This window comes from Streptomyces sp. NPDC007162 (assembly GCF_040634175.1).
In the GTDB taxonomy this organism is placed as follows: Bacteria; Actinomycetota; Actinomycetes; order Streptomycetales; family Streptomycetaceae; genus Streptomyces.
Map to the genome: position 1 here is coordinate 1 of NZ_JBEYFC010000199.1, position 14,640 is coordinate 14,640.

The following is a 14,640-nucleotide window of genomic DNA, read 5'->3' on the forward strand; positions in this document are numbered from 1 at the left end:
GGCCTTCAGTCCGGCGCGCTGGACACGTTCGAGATCAACGCGGCCTCATGACCGAGGAGTTGCCGGTCTACCGCCGCCGCAGGCCGGGCCAGTGGGCGTTGACCCTCGTGGTCGTGGTCCTGGCCGCGAGCCTGGTCCAGTCGCTGATCACCAACCCGCGCTTCGGCTGGGACACGGTCGGCGCCTGGCTGTTCAGCCGGACCGTGACGACGGGCCTGCTGACCACCCTGGAGCTCACGGCCGCAGCCATGGCGATCGGGCTCGTGCTCGGCATCGCGCTGGCGCTCATGCGGCTGTCGGACAACCCCGTCGCGCGGACCGTCAGCTGGGCGTACATCTGGCTCTTCCGGGGCACCCCGCTCCTGGTCCAGCTGCTGTTCTGGGGCTTCATATCCGCGTTGTACCCGACGCTGTCGCTGCACCTGCCCCTCCTGCCGGCGATCGGCGGCGTCCCCGCGAACTCCGTCATCACGACCTTCGCCGCGGCCCTGCTCGGTCTCGGCCTGAACGAGTCCGCCTATCTCGCCGAGATCATCCGGGCCGGGATCGTCTCGGTCGACGCCGGGCAGCTGGAGGCGGCGGACGCGCTGGGCCTGTCCCGGGCCAGGACGCTGCGCCGGATCGTCCTGCCGCAGGCGATGCGGGTGATCATCCCGCCGGTCGGCAACGAGACCATCTCCATGCTCAAGACGACCTCCCTGGTGAGTGTGCTGGCCTACGCGGAACTGCTGTACTCCGTGCAGATCGTGTACGCCCGCACCTACCAGACGATCCCGTTGCTGATCGTCGCCAGCATCTGGTACCTGGCCGTCACGACCCTGCTGAACATCGGCCAGCACTACCTGGAACGGCACTTCGCGAAGGGCGGCAGCCGATGATGATCGAGGCCACCGGTGTCCGCAAGTCCTTCGCCGGGCGGGAAGTGCTGCGCGGGATCGACCTGTGCGTACCGCGCGCGACGGTCACCTGCGTGATCGGGCCCTCCGGGTCGGGGAAGTCCACCTTCCTGCGGTGCGTGAACCGTCTGGAGCGGCCCGACGGCGGCCGGATCCTGGTGGACGGCGAACCGATCGGGTACGAGCCGTACCGGGACGGGCTGCGCGAGCTGCGCCGCCGTGACCTGGCCCGGCAGCGCCGTGACATCGGCATGGTCTTCCAGCGCTTCCACCTCTTCCCGCACCTGACGGCCCTCGCCAACGTCGTCGAGGGACCGGTCGGCGCGGGCCGCCCCCGCGCCGAGGTCACCGGCGAGGCACTGGCGCTCCTGGACCGGGTCGGCCTCGCCGACCGGCGCGACGCCTACCCCGCCCAGCTCTCCGGCGGCCAGCAGCAACGGGTCGCCATAGCCCGCGCCCTGGCCATGCGCCCGAAGCTCATGCTGTTCGACGAGCCGACCTCCGCCCTCGACCCGGAACTGGTCGGCGAGGTGCTGGACGTCATGCGCGGCCTCGCCGCCGACGGCATGACGATGCTCGTCGTCACCCACGAACTGGGCTTCGCCCGCGAGGTCGCCGACGAGGTCGTCTTCTTCGACGACGGCCGGATCCTGGAGTCCGGACCGGCCACCCGCGTCCTGACCGCCCCCGAACACCCCCGAACCCGCGACTTCGTGACGAGAGTGCTGTGACGACCTTCCGCGACGCCCTGGCCGCCGGACCCCTCGTCCTGGACGGCGGCATGTCCAACGAGCTGGAGGCCCAGGGCCACGACCTGAGTGGCACCCTCTGGTCCGCCCGCCTGCTCCGCGACGACCCCGACGCGATCGCGGCCGTTCACCGCGCCTACTTCGCGGCGGGCGCACAGGTCGCCATCACGGCCGGCTACCAGGCCACCTACGACGGCTTCGCCCGGCTGGGCATCTCCCGCGCCGAGACCACGGCACTGCTGCGGCGCAGCGTCCTGCTGGCCCGCGAGGCCGCCGAGGCCGTCGGGTCCCCCCAGGGCGGGACCGCCCGGAAGCGCTGGGTGGCCGCGTCCGTGGGGCCGTACGGCGCGATGCTGGCCGACGGCTCGGAGTACCGGGGCGACTACGGCCTCACCGTGGCCGAGCTGACCCGTTTCCACCGTCCCCGGCTGGAAGCGCTGGCCGAGGCCGCCCCCGATGTCTTCGCCGTCGAGACCATCCCCGACCTGCGCGAGGCCGAGGCCGTGCTGATCGCCCTGGACGGCCTGGGCATCCCGGCCTGGCTGTCGTACAGCATCCGCGGCACGACGACCAGTGCGGGTCAGCCGCTGACCGAGGCCTTCGCCCTGGCCCGGAGCAGCGACGCCGTCGTCGCCACGGGGGTGAACTGCGCCCCCGCGGCCGACGCCACCGCCGCGCTGGCCCTGGTCACCGGGGTACCCGGGGTGGTCTACCCGAACGGTGGCGGCGTCTGGGACGCCGGGACCCGGAGCTGGCTGGGCGCCAAGGACGAGATCGCGGACCTGGCACCGGCCTGGCTCCGCGCCGGAGCGTCCCTCGTCGGCGGCTGTTGCCGGGTCGGCCCCGCCGAGATCAAGGAGCTGGCCGCCCGCCTCGGCCCCCCGACGGCGGACCGCTGAGCGACGCTCCAGGGCCGACCACCCGCGTGTACCGGGGTGCCGCGTACCGCCGTACCCGCACCACTCGCAAGGAACGCCAACCATGTCCCAGCCCGGCGTCCTCCCGGTCATCGACCTCTCCGCCCCCGACCGTGACGCGCTCCACCGGGCCGCCCGCGACGTCGGCTTCTTCCAGCTGGTCGGACACGGCGTCACCGTCGCCGAGCAGGCCCGGCTGCTCGGTACCGCCCGCGACTTCTTCGCCCTGCCCGAGGCCGACCGGCACGCGCTCGACAACCTCGGCTCGCCCCACTTCCGCGGCTGCACGCGCATCGGCAACGAGCACACCCAGGGGCGCCGCGACTGGCGCGACCAGCTTCGTGGTGAACCTGGGCGAGCTGCTGGAGGTCGCGACGAACGGCTACCTGAAGGCGGCGAACCACCGTGTGGTCTCGCCTCCGGGATCACGCGAGCGCTTCTCCGCGCCCTTCTTCTACAACCCCCGGCTCGACGCCCGGATCGCCCCGCTGCCCTTCCCCGGCGCGGCGGACGCGCGGGGCGTGACGGAGGACCCGGACAACCCGCTGTTCGCGGAGTTCGGCTGGAACGAGCTCAAGGGCTGGGTCCGCGCCCACCCCGCGGTGGTGCGCGAGCACCATCCGGAGCTGACGGGCGTGTGACGGCCGGCTCACGGCAGGCGCCACTCCACCGGCTGTCCCCCCTGCCGCGCCAGCAGGTCGTTGGCACGGCTGAAGGGACGCGAACCGAAGAAACCCCGGTCCGCCGACATCGGGGAGGGATGGGCGGACTCGATCGCCGGGAGATCACCGAGCAGCGGTCGCAGATTACGCGCGTCACGCCCCCACAGGATGGACACCAGGGGCTTGCCGCGCCCCGCCAGCGCCCGGATCGCCTGCTCGGTGACCTCTTCCCAGCCCTTGCCCCGGTGCGCCCCCGGACTGCGGGGAGCGGTCGTCAGCGCCCTGTTGAGCAACAGCACCCCCTGCTCGGTCCACGGCGTCAGATCACCGTTGGACGGCCTGGGCAGACCCAGATCGGTGTTCATCTCCCGGAAGATGTTCTCCAGGCTCCCCGGCAGCGAACGCACGTCCGGCGCCACCGCGAAACTCAGCCCGATGGCCATCCCCGGGGTGGGATAGGGATCCTGGCCGACGATCAGGACGCGCACGTCGTCGAAGGGCTGCTGGAACGCCCGCAGGACGTTCGCCCCGGACGGGAGGTACGTCCGGCCGGCCGCTATCTCCGCCCGCAGGAAGTCCCCCATCGCGGCGATCCGTCCGGCCACCGGGTCCAGGGCCTTCGCCCAGCCCGCCTCTACAAGTTCATGCAACGGTCGTGGTGCCACAGCGCGTCACCCTACTGGCACAGGCCGGTGGCTCGCACACACGGAGAGCCTGCGCACCCGGGCGCCGCCCGCGGCGTTACCCTTCCTCCCCGTCGAGCTCGTCGCTCCGGTCGGGCAACCCGCCCCACCGGTGACGGAGTCGGAGGGGAGAGCCCCGTGCCGCCAGTGGTCCACCGGGAGCCGGACACCGGCCGACAGGTCGCCCGGTGTCCGCCGTGAGCGGCGCCCGGCCCGACGGCGGGGTGTGCGGGTTCCTCGCGGTCGACTCCGGTGGCTCCGGGCTGCGGGCCGTCGTCGGTGTGCCGGGGCGGGAGCCGTCGGCGCCACGGGAGTCGCGGGTTCCGGTGCGGACGGGGGCCCGGGGCATCGACCCGGGGCATCTGCTGGAGCAACTCCTGCCCATGGCACGGGCGTCGGCCGAGGAGTACGGCCTGGACCGGGTGACCGCGGTCGTCGTGGGCGCGGCCGGGCTGGCCACCCTCGGGAACGCCCTGCGGGCCGAACTGCCCGGCGCGCTGGCCCGGGAGCTCGGCGTGCGGACGGTCGTGCTGGCCGCCGACGCGGTGACGGCGTACGTCGGCGCCCTCGGTCCGCGCCCGGGCGCGGTGGTCGCCGCGGGCACCGGCCTGATCGCGATCGGTACCGATCTGGGCGGCTGGCGGCGGGCGGACGGCTGGGGGCACCTGCTCGGCGACTGCGGCGGCGGTGCCTGGATCGGCCGTGCCGGACTGGAAGCGGCGCTGCGCGCCTTCGACGGGCGCCGCGGCGGCTCGGCCGCGCTGCGGGCCTGTGCCGAGGAGCGGTTCGGACCGCTGCCCGGCCTGCCCGGTCTGCTCTACCCACGCGCCGACCGGCCCGCCGTACTGGCCTCCTTCGCGCCGCAGGTCGCGCGCTGCGCGGCGGACGACCCGGTGGCAGCCGGGATCCTGCGTGCGGCGGCCCGGCACCTGGCCGAGTCGGCCGCCGCCGTGTGCCCCGCGGCCGGTGCGCCCCTGGTCGCGGTCACCGGTGGCCTGTTGCGGCTGGGGGACCCCCTCCTCGTACCGCTCGCCGCGGAGTTGGCCGAACTGCTGCCGTACGCACGGCGGGTTCCCGCGGAGGGAGATCCGCTGCACGGAGCGGTACGCGTCGCGAGTGACCTGGTCACCGGACGGCTCACCCTGCCGGGTGATGATCGGCTGTTCTCCGTGGTCGACACAAAAGCGGATTGATCCGACTGCGACCTGAAGTATCCGACAGATGGCTGGATCACCGCCGAATCATGCGTAACTCATCAGACAAAACAGGACGGATACCGCTCACCTGCACCCTCCCCGAACAGGGGAGCCCAGATAGCCAGTAACATGCGGCGCCATGAGCTCCCCCACTGGGCCCGCCGGCCTGCCAGTACGAATGCCGCGCCCCCGCCAGCCCGGACGGCACCGCCGCCCCGAGCCGCTGGTCGCTCCCCAGGACGCGCCCGCGCTCGTCCTCGCGGTGCCCGGTACGCCCAGCGCGGCCACGCGCGGCCTCGCCGAGGAGGTCGTGAGCATCGCCCGCTCCGAGCTTCCCGGCCTGGACGCCCGCATCGGATACCTGGACGGGGACGACGCGGAGTTCCCCACCCTCCAGTCGGTGCTCGCCCGTGCCGCCGAGGAGCGCACCGCCCGTTACGAGCAGGCCGTCGCCGCCGGCGTCGAGGGCATAAAGGCGCCGGACGGCCCGGTCGCCGTCGTCGTGCCGCTGCTGGCCGGTCCGGACAGCTCGCTGCTGCGCCAGGTCCGCCAGGCCGTGATGGAGAGCCGGGTCGCCGCGGACCTGACCGACGTGCTCGGTCCGCACCCGCTGCTCGCCGAGGCGCTGCACGTGCGCCTTTCGGAGGCCGGTCTGGCCCGCGCCGACCGTGCCCGGCTGTTCACCGTGGCGACGGCCGCGGACGGCATCATCCTGGCGTCGGTGGGCGGCGACGAGGCGGTGCAGGCGGCCGGGATCACCGGCATGCTGCTCGCCGCGCGCCTCGCCGTGCCGGTGATGGCCGCGGCGCTGGACCAGGAGGGCTCGATCGCCTCGGTCGCCGAGCAGCTGCGGGGTTCCGGTTCGCAGCAGCTGGCGCTCGCGCCGTACCTGATCGGGCCCGAGATCGACGCGGCGCTGCTGGCCGCCGCCGCGGAGGAGGCCGGTTGCGCCACGGCCGAGCCGCTGGGGGCGTATCCGGCGATCGGCAAGCTGGCGCTGGCCAAGTACACGACGGCGCTGGGGATCGCTCCGCAGCAGCCGCAGGGCGCGCCGGTCCGCTGACGCGGCTGCCTTTTCGGACGGGGTCCTTTCCCGAAGGGCCCCGTCGGTCGTCCTGCGGGGTGGGTGCGGTCCGGTCTCGGCCGCGGGCCGGCAGGAGTCGTCCGCGCAGTTCCCCGCGCCCCCGAGGGGCACTTTCAGGCGGCCTCAGTCGAAGACGACGCAGGACGGTGCCGGGATCTCCACCTGGCCGTCGTAGCGGGGCACTCCCGTCTCTTCGTCGACGGTGAACCAGGTGATGTTCCCCGAGCGTTCGTTCGCCGCGTACAGGTGGCCGTCGCACTCGGTGAGCGCCCGGGGCCAGTGGCCCCCGCAGGGGACCGCCGCCGTCAGGTGCAGGTGGTCCCCCTCGACCGCGAACGTCGTCAGGACGTCCTCGCCGCGGGTCGCCGTCCACAGGAAGCGGCCGTCGGACGAGACCGCGATACCGGACGGGTAGGCGTCGCCTGCGGGGGCGCCGGGCAGTACCGGCGTCTCGCTCAGCGGCCGCAGTGACCCGGTGGCGGCGTCCCAGCGGCAGACGGTGACGGTCGGGGTGAGTTCGTTGACGACGTAGGCGTGCCGGCCGTCGGGGTGGAAGGCCAGGTGACGGGGGCCCGAGCCGGGGCGCAGCGCGAACTCGCGGTGCAGCACGGGGACGCCGTCCGCCACGGTGCAGACGCGGACCGAGTCGGTGCCCAGGTCGACACTGACCGCCCAGCGGCCGCTCGGGTCGGGCTGCACCTGATGGGCGTGCGGGGCCCGCTGGCGCCGCTCGTGCGGTCCGGAGCCGGTGTGCTGGAGCACCCCGGAGGCGGCGCCGGCCGGCGTGCCGTCGGGGCGCACCGGGACGGCGCTGACGCTGCCCGAGCCGTAGTTGGCGGTCAGCACGTGCCCGCCGAAGACGCTGAGGTGGGTGGGGCCGCTGGCGTCGACCGGCACCGGCGGCCCGGCGAGGCGCGGCTTGTCGTCGTGGACGTGGTAAGCGGCCACCGCGCCGTCCGCGGTCTCGCTGACCGCGTACAGGGTGCGCCCGCCGGGTGCGAGGGCGAGATACGACGGGTCGGGTACGCCGTCGACGCTCTCCAGGAGGGCCAGGGCGCCGCTGTGCGGGTGCACGGCGGCCGTGACGACCCCGGGTCCGCCCGCCGCCGTGAACGACCCGATGAACGCCCTGCGCCGCCTGCCGCCGTCTGCCACCGTTGTCCCCTCTCGATACGGGCCGGTACGAATCGGTACGGGCCGGTCCGGGGCCGACGGTAGCAGTTGGCGGTCTAGACCAAGAGTCGGGGCGCGTCTCAGGCGCCGGCCAGGGGCGAGCCCGCGGGCGTCCGCAGGGGCTCGCCGAGTTCGGCCAGGGCCCGCTCCAGGCCGTGCAGATGGGCGAGGGCGGGTTCCGTGGGCCGCTCGGCGGGGGCGGTGATGTGCTCCGAACCCCTGGTGAGGGCTTCCACGGCAGCCTCGACCCGCCAGCAGGCGGCGGCCAGCCGGGCGTCGTGGGAGGCCTCCGGGTCGGCGGCGACGGCGACCAGGCCGCGGACCTCCCGGGCGCAGTCGTCCAGGAGGCCGAGGACCCGGCGGGCGCGGCGCTTGCGGCCGGACATCGGGTTGAGCGGGTGCACCAGCGGGGCGACCGAGAGCCGCACCCGGCCGAGCAGCTGTTCCAGTTCGGCCACCCGGGGTGCCGGGTCGGCGGTGGTGGAGCCGGCGAGCCGGGCGGCGGCCTCGGCCGTGCAGGCGTGCACGCAGCGCAGGGCGCGCCGGATCCAGGCGTCGGTGGTGAGGTGGGTGGTGACCGGCAGCACGAACAGCACGGCGAGTACGGCGCCGAGTGCGCCCACCGCGGTCTCGGCCAGGCGCAGCGCCAGCAGGTGCGGGGTGAGGACGCCGAGCAGGCCGTAGAGCAGTTCGGCGAGGAAGGTCACCCACAGCATCATCCAGGTGTAGGAGACGGCGGCCGTGTAGAAGACACCGAAGACGGCGACGGCGACCAGCACGGCGGTGGGGACCGGGGCGCCGTGCACGGGGGCGGCGGCCAGCAGGCCCAGGGCGATGCCGATGGCCGTGCCGAGGACCCGGCGGAAACCCCGTACCAGCGTCTCACCGCGTGAGGCGGTGTTGACGAAGATCCACCAGGTGGCGCCCACCGCCCAGTACCAGCGCTGGCCGGACACCAGCTGGCCGGCGATCAGCGCGAAACCCGCGCCCGCGGTCGCCTGGACGGCCTGCCGGGTGGTCACCCGGGCCAGGCCGGTGCCGGCGGGCGGGGCGGGCACGGGCGCTGCGGGCAGACGGCGTTCGTAGCACCACAGGCCGAAGCGGACGACGGCCGCGCAGAACACGGACAGCAGGACGGCGGCAGACAGTTCGGACAGCCGAGCGGGGGTGGCGTGCAGGAACTGGGCCACGAAGTAGGTCATGAAGGCGAAGACGCCGAGGCTGTGACCGCGCGGCCCCCAGCGACGTGCGTACACGCCCGCGCCCACCACGGCGAGGAAGACCAGGTCCCGGGCGACCGGTACGCCGTGCAGTTCGGCCGCGGCCGTGAGGACCGGCAGGCCCACGACGGGCAGCAGCGCCGTGGTGACGGCCTGCCCGCGCACGGTGGGGTCCGTGACCGTGAACAGGGCGAGCAGCGCGGCGAGACCGCCGGTGACGGCGCCCGTGAGGGAATGTCCGGCCAGAGCGCAGACCACGACGGCGAGCCCGATGCCGAACACGGCCCGAGCGGCGAAGCGCAGTCGCAGCCGCCCCGGGTCAGGAGCCGTGAACACCCTCTTCAGCACTGATCCCCCCTCCCACGGGCGGCATGGAAAGGGCGCCGCGGGGATCCGCAGCGCAATCGACACGAACATGAGAGCATCGCCGGGGCAGCTGGCTCAAGTGACGCCGGATTCACTGTGCCATTGGTCCGGATCCGACGCGGAAGCAGACCTACCCGTGAAGCCATTGGCCCAGCTCGGCGCGGGTGGAGCTTGAGCCATTGGTACAGTCTTAGGTGATGACCGTGGACGAGCTGGACACCCGCATTCTGCGGCTGCTGCTGGAGCAGCCGCGTACCAGCGTGCGCGAGTACGCCCGGATCCTCGGTGTCGCCCGGGGCACCCTGCAGGCCCGCCTCGACCGGCTGGAGCGGGACGGTGTGATCACCGGGACCGGACCCGTGCTCTCCCCCGCCGCGCTCGGCCATCCGGTGCTGGCGTTCGTGCACATCGAGGTCACCCAGGGACATCTGGACGACGTGGGGGACGCGCTGGCCGCCGTACCGGAGATCGTGGAGGCGTTCTCGATCACGGGCGGCGGGGATCTGCTGACCCGGGTGGTGGCGCGGGACAACGCGCATCTCGAGGACGTGATCCAGAAGCTCATCAGCCTGCCGGGCGTGGTGCGCACCCGTACCGAGGTGGCGCTGCGCGAACGCGTCCCGCACCGGCTGCTGCCGCTGGTGGAGTCGATCGGCCGGGCGGCGCGAGGGTGACGGCATTCTGGCCCCATGAACGATCTCAGCACCCTCTCGGTCATCTTCGATCTCGACGGAACACTCGTGGACAGCGAGCCGAACTATTTCGAGGCGACCCGGCAGACGCTGGCCGCACACGGCGTCCCGGACTTCACCTGGGCCGAGCACGAAAGGCTCGTGGGCATCAGCACGCTGGAGACGGTGGACCTGCTGCGGGAGCGCCACGGGCTGCGGCCCCCGGCGGCCGAGTTGCTCGCGGAGACGAACCGGCGCTACCTGGAGCTGGCCCGGACCCGCACACGCGCGTACCCGCAGATGCGGCGGTTCGTGGAGCTGCTGGCGGCCGCGGATGTCCCGCTGGCGGTGGCCTCGGGCTCCTCCATCGAGGCGATCGGGGCCGTCCTGGCCGGCACGGGCTTGGACGCGTACCTGCGTACGGTCGTCTCGGCCGACGAGGTGCCGCGCGGCAAACCGGCCCCGGACGTCTTCCTGGAAGCGGCTCGCCGGCTCGGGGCGGCCCCGGCCGACTGTGTGGTCCTGGAGGACGCGGCCCCGGGCGCGGCGGCGGCCCACGCGGCCGGGATGCGCTGCATCGCGATCCCGTACGTCGCCGCCCAGGCCGACCGGTTCAGCACGGCCGACCTGCTGCTGCGCGGCGGCCAGGCGGACTTCACGGCAGAGGCGGTCCACGACTGGCTGACAGCGCCCTGAACCCGTTTCCCCGACGCGTCCGCCGAGGCGTCCACACGACGCCTCCCCCGCGTCTCCCTGACCGCCGGCCGCCCGGAAGGACCAGTACCGCCCCCGTTCGCTCCGCCGGTCGTGCGATGACCCGAATGACTGCATAGCGTGTCCGTATGACCACGACCTGGGCACAACCACAGCAGCCGGCCACCGAAGACCGGCGCTGGAAGGCGCTCGGGGTCTGTCTGACGGCGGGCTTCATCTCGCTGCTCGACACCTCGATCGTGAACGTCGCCCTGCCCTCCATGGAACACGGGCTGGGTGCCACGGAGGCCGCCCAGGCCTGGGTGGTCTCCGGCTACTCCCTCACCTTCGGGCTGGCCCTCGTCCCGGCGGGCCGGCTCGGCGACATGCGCGGCCGCCGCCAGGCGTTCCTCGTCGGCCTCGCGGTCTTCACCGTGGCGTCGGCGGCCTGCGGACTCGCGGCGAGCCCGGACTGGCTGGTGGTGTTCCGGCTGATCCAGGGCGCGGCGGCGGGCATGGTCGCCCCGCAGACCTCGGGGCTGATCCAGCAGATGTTCCAGGGCGCCGAACGGGCCAGGGCCTTCGGGCTGCTGGGCAGTGTCATCGGGGTGTCGACGGCGGTGGGCCCGCTGGCCGGCGGTCTGATCATCGACGCCGTCGGCACCGACGACGGCTGGCGCTGGGTGTTCTTCGTCAACCTGCCCATCGGGGTGGTCGCGCTGGCCGCGGGGCTTCGGCTGCTGCCGCGGTTCCCCGCCGTCGGCAAGCGGGAGGAGTTCGACCCGGTCGGGGTACTGCTCCTCGGCTCCGGAGTGCTCGCCCTGATGCTGCCGCTGGTGCAGGAGCAGCAGTGGACCGGACAGCAGAAGTGGACGCTGCTGCCGCTGGGCGCGCTGCTGCTGGGCCTGTTCTGGACCTGGGAGCGGCGGCAGGGCCGGCTCGGCCGGGCACCGCTGGTCGATCTGAACCTGTTCTCGTTGCGGTCCTTCACCCTCGGTGCGCTGGTCAGCCTGACCTACTTCGCGGGCTTCACCACGGTCTTCTTCGTCCTCGCCCTGTTCCTGCAGAACGCGGCGGGATACAGCGCGCTGGCCGCAGGCGTCACGGTGCTGCCGTTCGCGGCGTCCTCGGCGGTCGGTGCCGCGCTCGGCGGCCGGATGGTGGTACGGCACGGGCGCAAGCTGGTCGTCCTCGGCCTCACCGGGGTGGCGCTGGGGCTGCTCGGGATCGTCGCGGTGGTGCGGACGGTGCCGCTGGACAGCCTCGGGTGGGCGGCCGTGCTGCCGATGATCGTCGGCGGGATCGGCTCCGGCATCACGGTCTCCCCCAACACCACGCTCACGCTCATGCGGGTCCCGGTGCAGCGGGCCGGTGCCGCCGGCGGGGTGTTGCAGACCGGCCAGCGCGTCGGCTCGGCGGCCGGGATCGCCGTGGTGGGATCCGTGTACTTCGCTCACCTAGCCGACCACGGGCCGGCCGTCGAGGCGCTCCAGTACGGCCTGCTGACGTCCATGGGACTCATTGTGCTGGCGCTCTGCCTGGCAATCGCCGACCTGCGGGAACGGACGAATGCACCGCAGGAGCTGGCACCGCAGGACCTGAAACCGGTGGAGCGGACCGGAAGCGGGCACGAGACCCGTCCCACGTCATGACCGGCGGCGGGGCTTCGCGCGTTTCGCCGGCTTGGCGGACTGGGCGCGCTTGGCTCCGGCGCCGCGCGACTGCGGCGTACCGCGACCGGACTGCGCCGCCTTGGCCTGCGCCGCCTTGGCCTGTCCGGGCTTCTGCGACCGCCCGGCCCGCTCCGGCTGCTGCTTCTCCGGCGCCGGCTGCCGGCCGCGGGTGCTGTTGACCGTGCGGCCGCGGACGATGCCGATGAAGTCCTCGACCAGGTCGGTGGTGGCCTCCTCCGGCCAGGACAGCGCCACGGTCGACCGGGGGCCGTCGGTGAGCGGCCGGTAGGTGAGGTCCCTGCGGTGGTAGAGCCGGGCCAGGGACTGGGGTACGACGAGCAGGCCCACACCGGCGGCGACCAGTTCGACGGCGTCCTCGGTGGTCGCGGGGCGCTCGAAGGCGGGCTCGCCGGGCGGGGCCTCCCAGTCGAACACGTCGTCGAGGGGGTGGCAGAGGACCTCGTCGGCGAGGTCGGCGACGGTGACCTCCTCGGCGGCGGTGATCACGTGGTCCTTGGGGGCGACGACCACGGTGGTCTCGGTGTAGAGGGGGATCGCGCTGAAGAACGTACGGTCCACAGGGAGCCGTACGAAACCGGCGTCCGCGTCGCCCGCGCGCAACAGGCCGGCCACCTCGGCGGCCGGGACCTGGTGGAGCGTGAGGGGGACGTCGGGCAGGCGCTCGCTCCAGATCCGTACCCACTTGGCGGGCGTCACGCCAGGGACGTACGCGAGCCGGAACGACGGTGTTTCCTCCGAGCCTGTCACCAGGCAAGGTTAACCGGCCGCCGTGGGGGGCGGTGGACGGCCCGGCACCGGAGCGGTCGGCACGCGTGGTCGGCACTCGTATCCCCGGCCGATACCCTTGACCTCATGAGTTCGCACCAGACCGCCCAGACGATGAAGCCCGCGACCGCGGCGAAGAAGCTGGGCGTGTACCTGCCCGCCACGCCCGCCGCCTTCCAGGAGGGCGTCGTCTCGCGCGCCGAGCTGGACGAGCTCCAGGCGAACCCGCCGCAGTGGCTGCTCGACCTGCGCGCCGACGGGCCGCACCCCCGTCCGGTGGTCGCGGCCAAGCTGGGCGTGTCCATCGCGGGTCTGGCGCGCGGCGGGGTGACGGAGGCGCTCACCACCGAGCAGATCGAGGAGCTCAAGCGCGAGCTGCCCGAGTGGCTGCGCAAGGAGCGCGCCACGCAGGCCGAGGTCCGCAAGGAGGGCGCCCGGCTGAAGAACCTGAAGCGCGAGAAGGAGGCGGGCCGGGGCTGAGCCCGGCCGCCCGTTCGGCTCTCCCACGGCCCCGTTCCGAGACGCATCCCTCTCGGAACGGGGCCGTGGTCGTAGCGCCCGCCAGGGCCTCACGGGCCCGCGCCTTCCCGTCCGTTGCGGACCGCGGAGCGCGTTGTCAGTGGTCCCCCTTACAGTTCCCAGCACTTGATCACTGCGGTGCGGGGAGGCACGCATGGGGTGGGTGACGGCCGGGGACTACGAGGTGGCCCTGGACGACGGGAAGGTGGTCTGCCGCAACGCGGCGGGGCGACGGCTGAAGTCCGTGCCGGCGAAGCTGGCGGACGATCCGGCAGTCCTGGGGCTGCGGCAGCTCACCGAGTGGCTGGAGCGGCACGAACGGCAGTGCCTGGCCGACGTGGAGCGGTGGATGACCCGCTCGCTGCCGGTGCCGCTGGCCGTTCTGACCCGGGTCTGGCCTGATCCCGCCTGGCGGGCGGCGCTGCGGGACCTGGTCGTCACCGGCGCCGACGGCGAGGTGGCCGGATTCCTGCGGGACGCCGACGCCGAGCGCGGGCTCGGCCTGGTCGACCTCGACGGCGACACCGTGCGCATCGCCCCCGACCTGGTCCGGCTGCCGCACCCGGTGCTGCTCGAAGACCTCGCGGAGCTGCGGGAGTTCGCCGTGGAGCTGGGCGTCGAGCAGCGGGCCCAGCAGCTGTTCCGGGAGGTCTGGCACCGCCCGGCGACGCTGGACGCGCAGGGCACCCAGATCGAGGAGTACGCGGGCGGGGTCTTCAAGGAACTGCGGTTCCTGCACGGCAGGGCCACCCAGCTGGGGTACCGCGTGCGCGGCGGATACGCGGTGTGCTCGGTGCTGGAGGCGGGCCGTGGGGTGGAGGCCCGGGTCTGGGTCGGTGACTTCGACGGCTACTACGAGACCGAGACCGGCCCACTGGCGTGGACGGACCCGGCGGGCCGGGCGCTGAAGCTGGGTCAGGTCGGCCCGGTCGCCTGGTCGGAGGGCATGCGGATGGCCGCGGCGCTGTACGCGGGACGGGACGTCGAGGACGAGGAGCGGGCGGCATGAGCACGTACGACGACACCACCACCGCCGCGTTGCTCGACGCCGGCGCGATCCTGCCCCTGGGGACGGCCCGCGGCGAGGACGCCGACGTCCTGACGGCCCGCACGTACACCCATCCCGCGCTGGACGACCGCGCGGTGGTGCGGCTGGTGCCGGGCACCCTCGGCGAGGCCGAGGACCTGGCCCTGGAGTTCCTCGGCCTGGCCCGGGAACCGGAGGCGCCCGAGGTGGGCCAGGTGCGCCGGGAGACCCTCGGCTTCCCGGCCTGGGCGCTGGTCCACGACCCGGCCAACGGCCATCACGCCCTCGCCCTGATCACCTTGACAGGGTGGCGAGCACTCCAAAC

15 protein-coding genes and 1 pseudogene are annotated in these 14,640 nt (G+C 73.6%); 12 read left to right on the forward strand and 4 right to left on the reverse strand.

Annotation, left to right across the window (positions count from 1 at the left end; all coding sequences use genetic code 11):
- The first annotated feature begins 47 nt into the window (after positions 1–47).
- The 4 genes and pseudogenes from ABZ646_RS23210 (at position 48) to ABZ646_RS23225 (ending at position 3,203) form a co-directional block, all read left to right on the forward strand.
- A complete protein-coding gene (locus tag ABZ646_RS23210) occupies positions 48–878 on the forward strand; it encodes an amino acid ABC transporter permease (RefSeq protein ID WP_360521998.1) in 831 nt (276 codons plus the stop codon).
- Positions 878–1,627 carry an amino acid ABC transporter ATP-binding protein gene (locus tag ABZ646_RS23215; RefSeq protein WP_360522040.1) on the forward strand — a complete coding sequence of 250 codons (750 nt, stop codon included), beginning with the start codon at positions 878–880 and terminating at the stop codon, positions 1,625–1,627. The genes ABZ646_RS23210 and ABZ646_RS23215 overlap by 1 nt, the downstream gene beginning before the upstream one ends.
- Positions 1,624–2,544 carry a homocysteine S-methyltransferase gene (gene mmuM, locus ABZ646_RS23220; RefSeq protein ID WP_360522001.1) on the forward strand — a complete coding sequence of 307 codons (921 nt, stop codon included), beginning with the start codon at positions 1,624–1,626 and terminating at the stop codon, positions 2,542–2,544. The genes ABZ646_RS23215 and mmuM overlap by 4 nt, the downstream gene beginning before the upstream one ends.
- A gap of 82 nt (positions 2,545–2,626) precedes the next feature.
- Positions 2,627–3,203 (forward strand): annotated as a pseudogene (locus ABZ646_RS23225) (2-oxoglutarate and iron-dependent oxygenase domain-containing protein).
- An 8-nt stretch (positions 3,204–3,211) separates the two neighbouring features.
- Here ABZ646_RS23225 and ABZ646_RS23230 read toward each other — a convergent pair.
- On the reverse strand, positions 3,212–3,889 hold the full coding sequence (locus ABZ646_RS23230; RefSeq protein ID WP_360522004.1) for a uracil-DNA glycosylase: 678 nt from the start codon (positions 3,887–3,889) through the stop codon (positions 3,212–3,214).
- A 206-nt stretch (positions 3,890–4,095) separates the two neighbouring features.
- On the opposite strand from ABZ646_RS23230, the gene ABZ646_RS23235 reads away from it, so the two are divergent.
- Both ABZ646_RS23235 and ABZ646_RS23240 read left to right on the forward strand, forming a co-directional pair.
- Positions 4,096–5,100 (forward strand): BadF/BadG/BcrA/BcrD ATPase family protein, encoded by a 1,005-nt coding sequence (locus ABZ646_RS23235; protein WP_360522007.1) that lies wholly within the window; start codon positions 4,096–4,098, stop codon positions 5,098–5,100.
- A 142-nt stretch (positions 5,101–5,242) separates the two neighbouring features.
- The gene (locus tag ABZ646_RS23240; protein ID WP_360522010.1) at positions 5,243–6,166 is read left to right on the forward strand and encodes a hypothetical protein; all 924 of its coding nucleotides are present in this window, start codon (positions 5,243–5,245) and stop codon (positions 6,164–6,166) included.
- 144 nt (positions 6,167–6,310) lie between these two features.
- Here the strand turns inward: ABZ646_RS23240 and ABZ646_RS23245 are convergent, their stop codons facing one another.
- Entirely contained in the window at positions 6,311–7,342 is a 1,032-nt protein-coding gene (locus tag ABZ646_RS23245) for a lactonase family protein (RefSeq protein WP_360522013.1), read from the reverse strand.
- A gap of 98 nt (positions 7,343–7,440) precedes the next feature.
- Complete coding sequence (locus ABZ646_RS23250; protein WP_360522016.1) at positions 7,441–8,928, reverse strand: FUSC family protein; 1,488 nt, start codon at positions 8,926–8,928, stop codon at positions 7,441–7,443.
- Between the two features lie 215 nt (positions 8,929–9,143).
- On the opposite strand from ABZ646_RS23250, the gene ABZ646_RS23255 reads away from it, so the two are divergent.
- The 3 genes from ABZ646_RS23255 (at position 9,144) to ABZ646_RS23265 (ending at position 11,962) form a co-directional block, all read left to right on the forward strand.
- Entirely contained in the window at positions 9,144–9,620 is a 477-nt protein-coding gene (locus ABZ646_RS23255; RefSeq protein ID WP_360522019.1) for an Lrp/AsnC family transcriptional regulator, read from the forward strand.
- Positions 9,621–9,635: 15 nt separating this feature from the next.
- On the forward strand, positions 9,636–10,313 hold the full coding sequence (locus tag ABZ646_RS23260; RefSeq protein ID WP_360522022.1) for an HAD family phosphatase: 678 nt from the start codon (positions 9,636–9,638) through the stop codon (positions 10,311–10,313).
- Between the two features lie 146 nt (positions 10,314–10,459).
- Positions 10,460–11,962 carry an MFS transporter gene (locus ABZ646_RS23265; RefSeq protein WP_360522025.1) on the forward strand — a complete coding sequence of 501 codons (1,503 nt, stop codon included), beginning with the start codon at positions 10,460–10,462 and terminating at the stop codon, positions 11,960–11,962.
- On the opposite strand, the gene ABZ646_RS23270 is transcribed toward ABZ646_RS23265, so the two are convergent.
- Entirely contained in the window at positions 11,957–12,751 is a 795-nt protein-coding gene (locus ABZ646_RS23270; protein ID WP_360522028.1) for a LysR family substrate-binding domain-containing protein, read from the reverse strand. The two genes, ABZ646_RS23265 and ABZ646_RS23270, sit on opposite strands and share 6 nt — an antisense overlap.
- 105 nt (positions 12,752–12,856) lie before the next feature.
- Here ABZ646_RS23270 and ABZ646_RS23275 point away from each other — a divergent pair, with 105 nt between their 5' ends.
- The 3 genes from ABZ646_RS23275 to ABZ646_RS23285 form a co-directional block, all read left to right on the forward strand.
- Positions 12,857–13,249, forward strand: coding sequence for a DUF5997 family protein (locus ABZ646_RS23275; RefSeq protein ID WP_360522031.1), 393 nt, complete (start codon positions 12,857–12,859; stop codon positions 13,247–13,249).
- A gap of 193 nt (positions 13,250–13,442) precedes the next feature.
- A complete protein-coding gene (locus ABZ646_RS23280) occupies positions 13,443–14,297 on the forward strand; it encodes a DUF4132 domain-containing protein (RefSeq protein ID WP_360522034.1) in 855 nt (284 codons plus the stop codon).
- Positions 14,294–14,640: hypothetical protein (locus ABZ646_RS23285; protein ID WP_360522037.1), on the forward strand; the 347-nt coding region annotated here is incomplete at its 3' end. The genes ABZ646_RS23280 and ABZ646_RS23285, both read left to right, overlap by 4 nt.

Bases quoted from the DNA above. Each gene is read 5' to 3' on its own strand.
- ABZ646_RS23210 (WP_360521998.1), top strand. From the start codon at position 48: ATGACCGAGGAGTTGCCGGTCTACCGCCGCCGCAGGCCGGGCCAGTGG.
- ABZ646_RS23265 (WP_360522025.1), top strand. From the start codon at position 10,460: ATGACCACGACCTGGGCACAACCACAGCAGCCGGCCACCGAAGACCGG.
- ABZ646_RS23215 (WP_360522040.1), top strand. From the start codon at position 878: ATGATCGAGGCCACCGGTGTCCGCAAGTCCTTCGCCGGGCGGGAAGTG.
- ABZ646_RS23260 (WP_360522022.1), top strand. From the start codon at position 9,636: ATGAACGATCTCAGCACCCTCTCGGTCATCTTCGATCTCGACGGAACA.
- ABZ646_RS23240 (WP_360522010.1), top strand. From the start codon at position 5,243: ATGAGCTCCCCCACTGGGCCCGCCGGCCTGCCAGTACGAATGCCGCGC.
- ABZ646_RS23280 (WP_360522034.1), top strand. From the start codon at position 13,443: ATGGGGTGGGTGACGGCCGGGGACTACGAGGTGGCCCTGGACGACGGG.
- ABZ646_RS23255 (WP_360522019.1), top strand. From the start codon at position 9,144: ATGACCGTGGACGAGCTGGACACCCGCATTCTGCGGCTGCTGCTGGAG.
- ABZ646_RS23275 (WP_360522031.1), top strand. From the start codon at position 12,857: ATGAGTTCGCACCAGACCGCCCAGACGATGAAGCCCGCGACCGCGGCG.